9 protein-coding genes are annotated in these 15,314 nt (G+C 51.3%); 1 reads left to right on the forward strand and 8 read right to left on the reverse strand.

What is annotated here, in order from left to right; translation table 11 throughout:
* Nucleotides 1-215 precede the first annotated feature (215 nt).
* From DCW36_RS01740 to DCW36_RS01775, 8 genes are all read right to left on the reverse strand, one after another.
* Nucleotides 216-611 (reverse strand): endonuclease domain-containing protein, encoded by a 396-nt coding sequence (locus DCW36_RS01740; RefSeq protein WP_114781779.1) that lies wholly within the window; start codon nt 609-611, stop codon nt 216-218.
* A 124-nt stretch (nt 612-735) separates the two neighbouring features.
* On the reverse strand, nt 736-3,528 hold the full coding sequence (locus DCW36_RS01745) for an exo-rhamnogalacturonan lyase family protein (protein ID WP_114781780.1): 2,793 nt from the start codon (nt 3,526-3,528) through the stop codon (nt 736-738).
* Nucleotides 3,529-3,687: 159 nt separating this feature from the next.
* Nucleotides 3,688-4,185, reverse strand: coding sequence for a DUF416 family protein (locus tag DCW36_RS01750; protein ID WP_125185355.1), 498 nt, complete (start codon nt 4,183-4,185; stop codon nt 3,688-3,690).
* A gap of 304 nt (nt 4,186-4,489) precedes the next feature.
* Nucleotides 4,490-5,035, reverse strand: coding sequence for a hypothetical protein (locus tag DCW36_RS01755; RefSeq protein ID WP_114781782.1), 546 nt, complete (start codon nt 5,033-5,035; stop codon nt 4,490-4,492).
* Between the two features lie 101 nt (nt 5,036-5,136).
* On the reverse strand, nt 5,137-6,918 hold the full coding sequence (locus DCW36_RS01760; protein ID WP_125185356.1) for a hypothetical protein: 1,782 nt from the start codon (nt 6,916-6,918) through the stop codon (nt 5,137-5,139).
* A gap of 225 nt (nt 6,919-7,143) precedes the next feature.
* Nucleotides 7,144-10,011: a glycosyl hydrolase gene (locus tag DCW36_RS01765; RefSeq protein ID WP_114781784.1), complete on the reverse strand. Its 2,868-nt coding sequence runs from the start codon at nt 10,009-10,011 to the stop codon at nt 7,144-7,146.
* A gap of 484 nt (nt 10,012-10,495) precedes the next feature.
* On the reverse strand, nt 10,496-10,807 hold the full coding sequence (gene rhaM / locus DCW36_RS01770; RefSeq protein ID WP_114781785.1) for an L-rhamnose mutarotase: 312 nt from the start codon (nt 10,805-10,807) through the stop codon (nt 10,496-10,498).
* Between the two features lie 13 nt (nt 10,808-10,820).
* Nucleotides 10,821-13,289, reverse strand: coding sequence for a glycoside hydrolase family 31 protein (locus DCW36_RS01775; protein WP_114781786.1), 2,469 nt, complete (start codon nt 13,287-13,289; stop codon nt 10,821-10,823).
* Between the two features lie 923 nt (nt 13,290-14,212).
* On the opposite strand from DCW36_RS01775, the gene DCW36_RS01780 reads away from it, so the two are divergent.
* Nucleotides 14,213-15,256, forward strand: a complete 1,044-nt coding sequence (locus DCW36_RS01780; protein ID WP_114781787.1) for a hypothetical protein — start codon at nt 14,213-14,215, stop codon at nt 15,254-15,256.
* Nucleotides 15,257-15,314: the final 58 nt, after the last annotated feature.

The following is a 15,314-nucleotide window of genomic DNA, read 5'->3' on the forward strand; positions in this document are numbered from 1 at the left end:
TTTCCAGAACTATCCAGAGTTGTTTCATTTTCCGAGACTATCCCCTTGAGGGGATTATAGGGGTGTTAATTTCGGAGGTAAAAAGTTTGAAATTAAGTTCACAGAGTTTTTTCACAGGTGTAAACACCCCTCCCGCTCCCCTCAAGTGGAGAGTCCGCTAAAATGAAACATCCCTACCCTCAAGGGAGTGATAGAGATGTTAATCGTTTGTAGATTTAATCCTGGGAGCCTTTCTCTTGCTTTTCTAAAATCCAATATTCAATTGTTCTCAGCACATTTCTAATATCCCTCTTCACTTCCAGGTCATCAAAACGTAAAAAACATACCTCATACTGCTCCAACTCCTGCTGCCGTTTATCATCATAACTAACCTTGTGCTGATGACTATTACCATCTACTTCGATGGCCAATTTTAACTCATGGCAGTAAAAATCTACAATGAAATTTAACATCGGCACCTGCCGGTGAAATTGATAGCCGTGCATTTTCCTATCTCTAATTTCCTGCCAAAGCAGTATTTCAGAAAGCGTACTATTCTTTCTGAGCTCCCTCGCTTTTTCTTTCAGGTCCTTACGATAAGGAATAATGGTATTCTTTCGGCCAGTAGACATTTTCTGTTTATTTTCTCACTGATGTAAACACCCCTATAATCCCCTCAAGGGGATAGTCTCGGAGAATGAAAAATCCCTTCCCTGGAGGAGTGGGTCTCGCGGATTACAAGAATTCCCCTTACTACTACCTCTCCCCCGGGCCCGGGCTGCTGCTTTCCTGTGCATCCCACAACGGATGCTGCACCGGCATCTGGTCGCCTACCAATTCCAGCAGCTGAATAGCGTTGAGGCACCATTGGGCGGTGTTGTTGGTAGAGACATTGGGTACTTCCTCCAGCGGCTTGAGCACGTCTACACCTGCCACTACTTTCGGATTGAACTGGTTTTTTGTTCGGGGGCTCAGGAATTCGTTCCAGGCACGTTCGGCCAGTGCGGCATCGTTTTCCTTGTCGGCAGCATAGGCTGGTAAGCGGGCAAAGTGCGGGCCGGGAGTACCTAATTCTCCTTTTCTGCCCAAGTGCTTTTCGATGTTTTCGGATGAGGTGCCATACAGCTCGCAGTACTGCAGCCAGAGCTTTGTCCAGGTGGGATTTTGGAGCAGCTCCGTCAGCTCGAAAGCCACTTCGGGGCCACCCATCAGTACCGTGAGGTGAGCGGAACCGAAGGCATCGGGCTGCAGCATGTGCATTTTGTTCGTTACCGGGTCGTAACCGAAGGCGGCTTTCTCACCGGAAAACAGGCCGTAAGGCATTTTGGCAAAGCTGTTGACGCCGGCCATTATTTTGTCGCGCCACTTTTTGTCCCCGGTGCGCTCCCACTCCGTCATCCAGTTGCCGGCCAGCGCGAGCCAGTCGGGGCCGATGCGGGCGTGGGTGGCGAATTCGCTTTTTGGCAGGATAAGACGCAGCGGGTCCAGTTTCACGATGGCTTTTTCGGCGGCTTCGGTGACGTGTCGCATCAGGTCGCCGGTGCGTTCGTCGGTGGTGAGGTAGTAGTACATGCGGCGGTACGGGGCCTGGCTGATGCGGACTTCCTTGGAGCCGTCGCCCCAGTGGCGCACGTTGTGGCGGGAGCCCAAGCCTTCGAACTCGCCCAGGTGGTACACATCTACCTCGCTCGTGTGGCGCGACATGGCTTCGGCCATCCGGAAAATATCAGGCCTGCCGCTGCGCAGGAAGCTGTACCACAACCACAGGTCAGGTGCCAGTTCGGTGTTCGCCCAGGCGAAACCGCCGATGTCGTAGCGCCAGGAGTGACGCACGGGGTCGTAGGCATGCATTACGTCGCCGTAGTTCCAGAAGCCGTACCAGTTGCGCTGGTCAATTTCCTTTTGGTAAAAGCTGATGGCCTGGTCGAGCTGCTCTTCTATCCATTTCTTGCCGGGGGTGGAGCGGTCCGGGAGGCTCCAGACGCCGAAGGTATTCGTGGCGTGCAGGTACTCCGGCGAGGCCACCAGCAAAGGCGGCTGACTGCTGAGCTGGGCGTAGCTGTTGAGTTCCTCGTTCGTGGGTACATTGCCGGAAGCAAAGAGCATGAGCTCGCTGGTGCGGGCGATGCCGTGGGGGGTGCTGTGGCCTTCCTGCACGTCTTCGTAAGTGGCTTCGAGGCCGTGGGCGATGGTGTCGTAGTGGCGCATATCCATGGCTTCGGCAAACGGTGACCACAGCCACACTTTCAGCTGGGCCACGTCTTTGGCGGCATCGCGTACTTCCAGCGCTGCCGGGTACGACTGCCAGAAATCTTTCAGCCCGATAGCGAGGCCTCCTTTTACGTCGCCTACAAAGGCCAGACCCGTGGCGCGTTTTCCGGCGTTGGCATCAAGCCAGGTGCTTTGGGTGTTGGTGCGTTTGTGGATGGTGAAGCCGTCGGCGGTGTTTTGCACCAGCTTATAATCGTTCCAGATAGGCATGTCTTTGATGAGCGCCTGTTCGCGAGCTGCAAATTGCTCCTGGTTGGCAACCGGCTTTCCGGCCACCTGGTCGGGGAACACGTTCTGCCCGTTGAGCGAAATAACCCGCCGGCCCACCAGTGGCCGCACCGGTTCTGCCCAGATGCCCTCTCCTTCCCCGGCGAAGCGCACGTGGCGGTTGTGCAGCTGCTCGCGCATCGGCACCGAGAACACCAGGCCCAATCCTTTGATAAAGTCTTTCTGGTCGTCGCCGTCGTAGGTGATGGTGTGCACGAGGCGCACGGCTTTGGAGTCGTTGTAGAAATAGAGCCTGACATTGAACGGCAGCCAAGTACGCTGCCCCTTCTCGGCCTGAAGCATGCCCTGCACGCGCACCACGGCCCGCACCGGCCCGTTCTGCTCTACGGTTACCTTGTTTAATTTGCTCAGGTAACGTGCTTTGGCGGGTGCGTTGTAGATATCATTATCCGGACCGTCCTGCAGCACGCTTTCCAGGTGCCCTTTACTGCCGACCAAGCGCCCCTCCACTACCAGCGAATCGAGCAGGTAGCTGCCGCTTTTGGGTACCACGCAGGTCAGTTGCCCTGTGCTGATGCTGATTTTGTCCCTGTTCTCCTTCACCTGGATGCCTGCTCCTTTGGCGGCGGCTTTTGCTTTGCCCAGGCTCAGCTTCAGCCCTTCGGTATTGGTGCCGGCCACGGTGGCAAAGCCGCCCCACTTGAGCGAGCCATCGGGCCAGTAGGCCAGCGGCCAGGACTGTAGAGGCAAGGTTTTGCCGTCGGCGGTGGTGAGGGTGAAGGTTTGGCCTTTTTTGACCGTTCCTCGTGGAAATGGTACGCCCCAGCTGACGCCGATTGGCTGCGTTGCCTTGTGTTTCTCCAGCCATTTCAGCGCGACAGGGTCGGCTTTGGGTGGGGCCGTCGCCAGTGCCTGCAAGGTCAGGAGGAGGCTTGCCAGGAGGGGGAGGAAGTTTTGTTTGGTAAATGTTTCCATCGGGTTGTTTTCCTTTTGGGTGGTTTTATCTGAATTTGGATTCGTCTGCACCAGACACTCGCAGGAGCTGCGCACAAGCGATGTGTTTTTTGTCTGAATCAGGATTTACAGAATTTTAGGATTAACTGGATTCAGAAAAAATTTTGTTAAAAAGCAATTGGCTTATACTTCTGTTTCTAAAGACCTCGCAGTGTGCGCAGCTCCTGCGAGTGTCTGGTCTTAGGCAAGACAATTTCATTTCGTTAACTCCAACTGGTAATGCAATTCCTTTAGCAGCTGGGGGTGCTCAACTAAGTGTTCATGAGTTAAACTTTCGTCTTCTTCCCGCAATTTAAAGTCGATTGTATCAGCCATTAATGTGCTGATATTCCATAAATGCACCTTGTCTTTATCAATTATGTAGTCTAAAAGTTCTAAGACAGAACATGCGGCATTCAAGGCGTAGCTTCCATCACAATCTCCAAAGTCGTCCATATCTGGCGTAACAGCCTCAACTGCTTCTTTATATTCCTTAACTTTATCTTCATCAATTTTCAGGGAAAACTTACTTATTTCGCAAAAAGTAATTGCTTCTTTTAACTTCACAGGGTCGCCCCAATTCCGTTTTTGGTGAAAGTTTATATAGTCTGGGAGCAGGCGTTTACAGATATCCAAAGCAAAATCAACACTTCTCTGGAAAGGCAGCTTCTCTAGCTGAAGTTTGATTTTATGAGAAAGTTGCTTGTTTGTCATTATCTTTTGATGCCTAACTTGAAAATTATAAAGTCTTATAAACCACTCCCACACTACTTGATAGCTTAATTCAGTTTATCTAAATCAGAATTTTAAAATTTTCAGAATTATCTGGCAATTTGGAATCCAGCTAATCCTAAAATTCTGTAAATCCTGATTCAGACAAAACACACCTGCAGAGGCAATGGTGGCAGCTGCTGCCAATATTTTTCTTTCAATTTTTACCTTTTAGCAGGCGTTTCTGCTGCTCGCCCACAAGATTCTTCCAGAATGACAGGAGTGGGTATTACTGAGTTTGTCAACACTATCGATGTTTTACAAAATAACTATCTTGCTGCGTAATACATGTTGGGTTGTGGGCAGCAGCATCTATTGGTTCAATTCCAACATTCTTTTTAAAAAGTACGCAAAAGCTCTCGTCAGCTGTACCATAAAATTTCTCGTATCCTTTCAATTCGTTTAGATACTGGTCTAGGTCTGAGTTGGTCAATGTGCTTTTCTGTTGTAAATTTTCATACTTGAACGGGAAGTTATCGTGATTCGGGTTTGGTGTATGAAGGAACAAAGCATCACTGTAGCTATCGAAATCAAGAATTACGGCATAGAGCTGAAATTTCTTTTTTAGCTTTTTAGTCTCTGTTTCAAGTAGCTCGAAATGTCTGAATAATTTGTCCAGATGTGGCTTTCTTCTTTTAAAGCTATTATCTCCAAATCCTTTCCAGTCAAAATGCATGTGCCAATTGTCGAACCATGCATTCGGGTCGTCAAGGTTTAACCAAGACATCTTTTCTAAATCGTTCTCTGTTGCAAGCCTTCTATAGTACTTCTTAAGTCCGCGTTGTTTCTTCATAATCAAATTTGACACGCCAATTTATTCACTGCACTTGCCACCACTCCCTCTCCTCCTCTACTTTTCATTTTCTACGGTTGCCTCCTCTCCCAAACCACCTCCTAATAATGCGTATGGTTCACCACCGTGCCCTTCAGGTAATCCAGGTTTTTCTTGCTGTCCTGGTTGCTGTAGTTAGCCTGGCTGTGGCCGTAGACGCGGAGGATGCCGCGGTTTAGGGTGATGACTTCTTCGGCTCCCTTGCCCATGAAATCGAACATGTGGAAGACCGGGTCGGGAAAGTAGAGCTCGCCGGTGCCTTTGTTGTTGAGGCGGAACTTGTACCAGAACACCTCGTCCTGACCGTTGCCGCGCCAGTTGCCTTTTACAAAGTCGGGGTTACCGTTGATGGGGTTGCCCGGCCACTTCTTGATGAGGTTACCTTTGTTGTCGAACCAGTAGAGCTGGCTGGAGAGGTAGGGCTCGTTTATCTGGCGGTTGCCATAGGTTCTGCCGCCTATCACCACCTGCGGACCCGGCACGTTCTCCAGGAAGTTGCCTACCTGCACCTGCTGGCTGTGCTCGGCGGTATTCTGCCAGAGGATGTCGCCGGTCATAGCTTTGTACACGATAACGCCTACTTCGCTGTTGGCTGTTACAATATCCAGGTTGCCGTCGCCGTCTACGTCGCCGAATTTGTAGGAGTCAGCGTGGTCGTGGTTGTCGTCGAGGAGGTCGAAGCGGTCCCAGATTTTTTTGCCGTTGGCGTCGAGCAGCAGCGAGCCGACCAGCACTTCGTCGATGCCGTCTTTGTTCAAATCCACGGGGTAGACGTAGTGGCCGAGATTGTCTTTTTTCCGGTTTTCGGTGTGCTGCCAGAGCTGCTTCAGGTTAGCGTTGTAGGCGGTGATGTTCATGGTGCCACCCATGTCGGTGAAGGCCACCAATTGGTTCGGCTGCCCTTTTTCGAGTTTGCCAATGGCCAGCCGGAAGTTGTTGTACACGTGCGGCAAGGGCTTCGTCGGCCATTCGGTTTTGCGCTTTATATTTCCGGTTTGTCCGTCGGCTATCACCAGCCATTCTTTGCCATCCATAAAACGCCAGTGCGCTACTTCGGCTTTGCCATCTTTATCGAAATCCCATAGGACGCCGGGCGCTTCGAATTCGGAACGTTCTTTCGTGTATTCTTCCGGGGCTTTCCAGGACCAGAGTTCTTTGCCGCTGTGGTCGAACATAGTGGCTGAGAAGTCGCGTTCCAGCACCATGAAGTCTGTCTGCCCGTCGCCGTTCACGTCGCCGAATTTTACGGCGTTCGACTGGGGAATTTTGTACTCCTTCAGCAGCTTCACATCGGGGTGCAGCTGGTAGGGTTTGATGTCTTCTTCGGTGAGGCTGGGATTTTTGCTCAGCACCAGCACATCGACCACGGCACCTGTGTTGATGCGGGTAATTTTCACATCGGCGGTGCCAGCCTGCAGCTCAAAAGTACCGCCCTGCTTCCAGGACAACTCACCCCTGCCGAAGGTATCTGCTGTTACCTTGTCGTTCACGGCTACTTTAAACCCGCCCTTGCCCGCCTGGCCCTGGCTCCGGACATAGAGGTAGTAGGTACCGGCTTCCGGTATCTGCACCCGCGTCATCTGGTTGGTGGGGGAGTTGAGCACCAGGCCTGTGTTATTAAAAAGCCAGCCTGACCGTGGACCTGCCTCGGTGATGGTATTACCTTTCGGGATGTCGTGCAGGAAATCGGAGGCCGGAATAATAACGGTCCCCGGCAAACGCTGCACGTTTTCAGCAGCAGTGGGTGTGGTGGCTGGTGCAGCTGAATTCTGAGCAGGTGTGGCGCACGACCAGAAGATGGCGCTGCAGGCCAGGGCGATGATTGTTGTTTTTGTTTGGTGCATCAACTGAAGGTTGGTGATGATTAAACTGTGCTGATTTCTTTATCCTGAATAGAAAATTAATACCACCAGTTACCGCTTCGCTCAAACTGGCGGTATGTTTCTTTTCAATAATTCGCCAGTATAAAACCTACAATAATTGTCATTTCGACTGCAAGGAGAAATCTGGCACAATACTAACCCAGATTTCACCCTGCGGTCGAAATGACACATTAGATTAAATTTAAACTATCCAGCACACCCATTACCTCGCCGAAGTAACGTGGTATATGGCGTTATCGTTACAGGACCCAGCAAACCGGATGGCATGAGTTTCCAGTTGGAAGCATCGAAAGGTTTGTAGTCGATGTTCACGAAGTTGATTTCGTGGTACTTGCGCCACTCCATTTTCTTCTGGTCCATGTCGCGGATGCGGTTGGCCATCAGGTTGGCTACTTCTACTTTGATGGTGTTTTTGCCGGGCTTCAGGTACTGCCCTACCCTTGCCTGGAACGGTATGCTGAAGAGGGTGCCTACTTCCTGCCCATTTATCCAGACACGCGCGCTTTCACTTACTTTGCCCAGGTCCAGCACGTAGTCGTCTGCTTTATTCGACGGTACCGTGAAGGTGGTAGTGTATTCGCCGGTACCGGCAAAAGACTCAGCTTTCTTATCCGAAAGTTCGGTCCAGGACACCAGGTTTTTCAGCTTCTGTGCAGCCGGTAGCTCCGGACCGCCTTTGGTAAATTGTAGATTCCACTCGCCGTTTACAGCAATGGGAGCGCCTGCGTTTTCGAGGTACTGCCAGGCTGGTGCTCCTGCTGCCGGTGTGTTGCCAGCCTGCAGTATCAGCGCTTCGCCTGATTTGAGCTGCACGCGCACGTTGGTTTTGCCGGAGGCGCTGGTTGCCTTTGCTACGCCGGTTCTGCCGCTTTGCGGGTCCATGATGGTAACCGCCTGCGCCTGCACGTTCAGCGGAATAGCTGTGTCGATATCTTTAGCGGTGTGGTTCACCAGGTAGTAGTACTTGCTGCCGTTGGTGTCGCGGCGGATGAACTTGAGGCCGGTGTCGGTGAGGGCTTCACGCTGGATGTTTTTCTGCTCCAGTGCCTTCTGCACATCGTTCGCCAGCAACACTTCGCCGCTGCCTACTTTTGCTGTTTTAATGCCATTGGCTGCATCCGTGAAATTCAGCTTTTGCACCAACTGCTTTAGCTTTTGTTGCCTGCCACCCAAATCATACAGTCCGGGCACATCGGTTGGCAGGGCCTGCAGGATAACAGTCGCGCCTTCGTTTGCCAGGGCTATCGCTCTTTCGAAAGTAGGCACGGCCAGGTATTTGCTTTGCGGGATAATGAGCACTTTATGCGCAGGGGCAGCTGGAGCTGTAACAATGTTTCCATTCGTTACTTTAGAATCCTGCAGCATTTTATCCGATACAAAATCAACGGAGTAGCCGGCATCCATGAGCTGCTGCGACTGCTTGTAGAACTGCGTCGGGTGCAGCCATTCGTCAATGTCGTGTACTTTAATCAGCATTTCCATACCGGCCGGGTTGCTCCACACATCATGGATAGGCCAGTACATAAGCAGCTCGTTGTCAGCTTTGCCGGATTGCAGGACAGACTGCACCCGCGTGATGTATTGGTTGAAGCCATCGAACTGCGGCCAGAGGCTGTTGGCTGGCGTCAGGTTGAGGGAAGCGTAGAACAGCCATCCCGGCCACTGCACATCTTCCGGCGAATAGGTCACGCCGTGGTAAAACACGTGGTTCACACCCGACAGGAACACTTGCTCCACTTCGGGCTTCATCTGGGAGTAAGACGTTTTGAAGTGCTCGCCCAGCCAGGTAAAGGTTTCGCTGGAGGTCAGGTTTTTACCGGCATTATGCGCAGCCGACGAAGCGAACTTAAGCATAATCGGGTCCGGGTCTACGTTGCGCACATCGGCGCTGTCGCGGCGAAGGCCGGGGATGGGGAAATAGCTGGAACCAAATGTTTCGCACTCCGGAATGTCCACGGCGGCATACAGGTCGAGTAGGTTCCCCGGGGAACCGTGGGCCTGGTTTTTGGTGATGCTGTTGTGCTTGTGCGCCCAATTGTTCCAGTTCTTGTAGAAGTTCTCGTACAGCAGCTCGCCCATGGTTTCGCGGTAGTCGGCTTTGAGACGGGCAATTTGCTCGGTTCTTTCCTTGCTGGCCAGTTCCTGCAGGTGCAGGCGCAGGTCATAACCACGGCGCTTCTGGAATTCTTCAAAGAACTTGTCTGTCCAGTCGGCTCCATACACTTCGTAGCTGTCGTTGTAGAAAGCCCTTACTCCGTGGTTGCTGCCGCCAAAGGCTTTGGTGAACGGCTCCAGGTACGCATTCACCGCTTCAGCAGACAGGTGGTCGAGCGTGAAGCCTACGCCACCAGGGGCGGCACGTTTTACCATCTGGCGGGTTTTGCCATTGAAAGCAGCGTAGACGTTCCAGGTGCCGGAGCCGGATTTGGGGGTCCAGTTCAGTTTGCCGTCGGCGGTTACTTTGTCGGTGATGTTCAGCACTTCGCCTTTATCGCTGTAGGCCATAACCGCCTGCAGCTGTGGCTTCTGTCCCCGGTTCCTCGGGTCGTTCACTTCAACTTTCTCTTTCAGCGACTGTCCGCCTTTCAGGGTGTAGTTTTGAATGATAAGTCGGGTAGCGGCATGCTCCGGCTTCACCTGCGGACCGCCAAACGGCCAGCCGGTGCCCTGCGTCATGTCCACGCCCATGTTCAGGTCGTTCGCTTTCTTCACGGTAAAGTCAAGCATGTTCATCCACTGCGGCGACAGGAAATCGATGTAGCGGCTTTCGTAGTCTTTGGCGCCGTAGATGGGGGCTATCTCCACACCACCCAGGCCGGCTTGGGCGTATTCGTTCATCAGCCGGTCGATGTTCTTTTCATCCACAGCACTGCCCATCCACCACCAGCGTGTCCAGGGGCGGTTCTCTTTTTTCACTTCGGGCCACGCGTTTGCCTGCTGCTGCGCGGCGGCTCCCTGTGCTGTTGTTCCGGTGGTCGACTGCGGCTGACGGCAGTTGCTCAGCATCATGCCGCAAACGGCCAGGGCTACAAAGAATTTATTTTTATAGGTCATTCGTATGTTAATTTGTGCGTACTCTACTTTTATTGAACAAATGGTTGTTTATTGCCTTTGACTGAATTTGGGTTTGTCAGTTTAATGTTTCTCTGCTTTTACTTTCTTTGCTGCTGTCAGACGCTCGCAGGTCTTGAAGACGCTGCGAGGTCATTTTTGTCTGAATCAGGATTTACAGGATTAGTGGATTAACAGGATTTTGTTTCCTGTTTTTAACTTTCGTTGCTGCTGTCAGACACTCGCAGGAGCTGCGCACACTGCGAGGTCTTTTGAAACAGAAAAGTAACCAATTACTTAGCTATGTTTATTCTATTTAATCCTGTTCAAACATCTGTTTAAACCAGGCTCAGACAACAATGACCTCACAGTGTGCGCAGCTCCTGCGAGTGTCTGGCAGCAGTAACTCAGCCAAAGCTGAAACCTAAAATCCTGTTAATCCACTAATCTGTTTAATCCCGGTTCAGACAAACTTCTGACAATCTCCCTAGCCCAGGTAAAACACCTCTTTCAGCGGTACGCTGACCGGGGAGTTATCGGGGTTGGTTTCCATGATATCGGCCATGTAGGCCCACCACTTCTGCACGATCTCGGTGCTGCCGAGGTCCTGGGAGGAGGCGCCTGTTTGTTTCTGCACGGCAAAGAGCGTGTTTGTTTCTTCGTCCAGGAAAATGGCGTAGTCGCTGATGCCGGCATCCTTCAGGAGCCTGGCCAGCTCGGGCCAGATTTTGTCGTGGCGTTTTTTGTATTCTGCCTCGGCTCCGGGCTTCAGCTTCATTTTAAATGCGAATCGCTGCATATCGGTTATTATTTTACAATTTCACCGTTAAGGTAATATCTTCTTTGTTTGTGCGCTTTGTTTTTATCCAGAGCACCTTCTGCTGCACATCATAATACCAGCCGTCTTTCTTATCTAAAGCTGCTGCATTAGCGGCTGCGGCTACTTTCTTGCCATTTTCGGTGATGCCCACCGGTGCTTTTTCGCCTGCCCAATGGATTTTTGCCAGGTAGTTATGCGAAGCCGGTTTAAAATTTCCTTTCGGTTTAAGGATGCGCAGGTTCAGGTGCTGCGAAGTCAGTTCTGAGGTGATTTGCGTGACGGCGAATTCTCCTTTTTTGTACTGCAGGCTCCTGCCGTCGTCTTCGTACAGGTCGAAGGTAGAGGTGCCGTGGGGGAAGATGTCGAGGGTGATGGTGTTCACCGGCTTCTGGCCGAAATAAATCATCTCAGGCTGCATCGGGAGGATGGCACCGCCTTTGGCAAACATCGGGATGGAGTCCAATGGCGTGAGCACGTGCACGAACTGTTTGCCATCGTATTGCTTACCGGTCCAGTAATCGAACCAGGTGCCTTCGGGCAGGTAAACGGTGCGGGTTTTGGCGCCTTTGGTGGTTACCGGGTTTACCAGCAGGTTGCTGCCGAAAAAGTATTGGTCGGTGATGTCGTAGGTGTTCGGGTCGTCCTGGTGCTCGAGTACGAGCGCGCGCATGAGCGGTGTGCCGGTGGTGTGGGCGACGTAGGCCTGGCTGTAGATATACGGGAACAGGCGGTAGCGGAGCAGGTCGTAGTTCTTGAAGTTGCGCAGGGCGTCTTCGCCGTAGTTCCAGGGCTCCTTGTAGTTGGGGTGCTCCATGCCCAGCATGTGCGCTACCGGGCTGAGCATGCCGAACTGCACCCAGCGGATGTAGAGTTCCGGGTCGGCCACGTGCTCGAAGCCGCCCATGTTGTGCGACCAGTAGCTCACCCCCGACATGCCCACATTCAGACCAGCCTTGATAACCGGTGCAAAATACTGCCACTCACTCGGCCAATCGCCTGCCCAGATAAACGGGTAACGCTGGATGCCGGCATAACCTTCGCGGGTATGCGCCATGCCACGCATGTTGTTGTGCTCCTGGAATTTTTCGAACGAGGCCTTGGTGTACACCAGCGGGAACACGTTGTGCTTCCATTTGATGTCTTCGCCGGTCGGGCCTACTTTTTCGCTTTCATTCGCCAGGGCGCCAAAGGCGCTGCCTTCGTCGGTTTTCAGGAAGCGCGCGCCCAGGTCGGCGATGCGCTTCACGCCATGCTGCCACCACCAGTCCACCGCCTTCTCGTCGAAATAATTCACAAATTCGCCCGGGCCATCTTTCTCCTGGTATACATAGCCTTGCTCCTGGGCCTGCGCCAGCAGGTTCAGCTTTTCGCCGTTATCGAAGCGCGGACGCAGGTGCAGTCCCACCATTTTGTAGTCCATGGCATAGAGGCTGTCAAACATGCCTTTCGGGTTTTTGAACGTCGGGCGCCATTCAAACGAAGTCGCTCCTTTGCCGCCCTGCTTCCCGAAGATGCGCCAGGTGGAATCGAGGTGCAGGATGTCGGCGGGAATGCCATAGGTTCTGAACTTGCGGCCAAGTTCTACGACATAGCTGTCGGAGGTCAGGTGTTCGTAGCCCCAGGTGCCGCCGCTGTAAGTGCCTACGTGCAGACCATGTGCGAAATCAGCCAGCAATGGGGTTTTACCGGTAAGGGAGGTGTAGCTGTTGAGCAGGGCCGGAAAGCCGGGACCGTACATAAAGTAGTAATCCAGATCGCCACCTTCCGCTATAAAGCTGTAACTGTCTACGTTGCTGTTGCCCATGTCCCATTGGGTGGGATAGGCCGTGTGGAAGAAGATGCCGTAGCCGCGGGTGCTCATAAAGAAGGGCACCGGGCAGTAGTTGGCTTTGAGTATATTGTAGGCGCCCACGTGGTGCGGCAGGCCTTTGCCCCGGCCCACATCCAGGCGCAGTTTCTTATTGCGCTGGTCCAGGAAGTCCATGCGCTCCCCGAAGCCGAAGAAATGCTCGTCAGGCTGTAGCTGCTTGGTGACGGCTACCGCTTCGCCTGATTTTGTCAGGTTGGCCCCACCAGTGGCATCGGCGTTGAGCAGTTTGCCGTCAGTGGTGTATACTTCCAGCCGCACCGGCGTTTTGAAAACTTTGATGTGCAACTGGTCGGTTTTCAGCAGGAAGTGGTCGTTTAGCTCCTGTGTTTGCACCGCCACCTCGGGCCAGTTGTAGTTTATGACGATATACGGCTCGTTCTCCGGAAACTTCCGGTCCCAGCTCGACCTGACGCGGAACATGGCGGGCGAACAGAACTCCAGCTGCATATCGCCGCCGGCAGCGGAAAAGAAAACAGCATTTCCCTGCTTCCGAAATCCGGACTGGTAATTACCCAGCCCCGTTTGTGCCTGTGCCGCAAAAGCCAGTAAGCAGGCAAAAAGAACAAAAAAAGATGTTAACGTTTTAAGCATGTTTGTTGAAAATGTATAAACAACAGCCAACAGCTGTCTGCAAAGTTTTCTGCACCTGACACCACACCCACTACAGCACCACAGGCATTGCTATCCGTCCAGCTCACCTCCTTCACAGCCAGGCCCGGACTTAGGATTTTGCTTAAAATTATAAATTCTGGCAAGACTTTCTATCCTGCCCTGTCCTGAAAACATTTCAACCCTTTGTGAGCTTTTCGTTTGACAAACGCAACGTCTCCCGCTTTCAATCCTCCCAGGTAAAACAGGTTGCAGCATGCGTACTCCTGATCTTTTTGGTTCGGCAAAAGCTAACCATAAGCACCTTGTTTTGTTTTCTCCAGCATAACTTTCAATAATACACCTAAAACTTCAGATAATATTAATAGCAAAAACCTATATTTGGTAAGGTTTTTGCAGACCTCCCGAAAGACAGCTGAAACAACTGCCTACGCTTTCAAATGTTGAATCCAGAAGAAACAGGAACCGGTTAACGTGACCTTACATTACTATACCCCAAAATATATACGGGATAAATATTAAGATATCCTCAAACAACAGCACTTTTTGTTGCAACATTAATATTGACAAACATGAAATTATTCAAAATTTTAAAATATGGGTTTACACATGGTTAGCGTTCCTGTTATCTCACAGGCTCTTTCAGCTTAATAAAACAATTATTTATTAAAATATTCATTTTTTTATTGTTCATATCTGAATCTTTTAATATTTTTATGCACCCAAATTTCCGATTACTTTTAATGTGCCCGACCACCCTTCGACTGCATTAAATTTAGCTACATTTTAAACATGGCTATTATTGCCTACCAGTATCTGCAAGCCAGATCAGGCCTTACCAGATATTCAGTACCTGCTCCGCTTACGACCCGAATTACCTAAACCTCCATACAAAATAAAAACTAATGAAAAAAACAGTCTTCTTTCTCTTCCTGGTTGTGCTTACAACCAGCCACACCTTCGCTAAAACCTGGCGGGTAAACAACAATGCCGGCGACAATACCGCTAACTTCACCACCTTAAGCGATGCGCATGCGGCAGCAACTGCCGGCGACACGATTTACCTGGAAGGCTCGCCCACCTCTTACGGCGCTCTTACCTGCACGAAGAAACTGGTTATTCTAGGTCCGGGCTATTTTCTCGCTGAAAACAACATCGGCAACCTGGATACACAATCCGCAAAAGTCGGATCCTTTAGCATGAGTAACGGCTCCCAGGGCTCACAAATCATTGGATTGGACTTTAACGGATCAACCATCCACCTCATGACCAGTGACATTACGATCAAACAAAACAAGTTTGGCAATGTCAACACCTCCGGCGTTTTAACCTCTTCAGGAGTCATTTACCTCAACTGGGGAACTACATCCAATAATATTATCATCACCCAGAACTTTGGGGTTAACATCAACTACAGTTCTAACAATGCCAACTCCGGTATTCTCATCATGAATAATGTTATTTCGGTGGGCAGCAGCGATAATACCACCAGTACCTGCCTGCAATTATCTGATTTTACGATGGCTGTTGTGCAGAATAATATTTTTGTAAGAGGCAAAGTAAATGCCCACCGGGCTGCTTTTACGAACAATATCATGGTAAATGGTTTTTTTGAGCCACGTGAAAATTCGACCTCGAATAACCTGGCCAGTGCCACCCAGTTTGGAACAGAAAACGGTAACCAGGCGAATGTTGCCATGAGTGCTGTGTTTCTTAACACAGGGTCTCCGGACGAACGATGGAAACTGATTGCCGGTTCACCAGCTATAGGCGCGGGCTATGGCAGCACTTCCGCCAACCCGATCGATGCGGGAATTTTTTGGGGGAACACGCCCTATAAGCTCTCCGGACTGTTTGGCATCCCTGTCATTTATTTTATGAATGTACAGTCTGTTGGCAGCAGCACCGATCCGATTGATGTCACGGTAAAGGTGAAGTCTACGAACTAACCTCCTCCGCCTTTCACTTCCTGTTATATCCGCAAATTGAAAACGTCCTGTTTTCTGA

The sequence above is a fragment of the Botryobacter ruber genome (assembly GCF_003347595.2).
Classification (GTDB): Bacteria; Bacteroidota; Bacteroidia; order Cytophagales; family Hymenobacteraceae; genus Pontibacter; species Pontibacter ruber_A.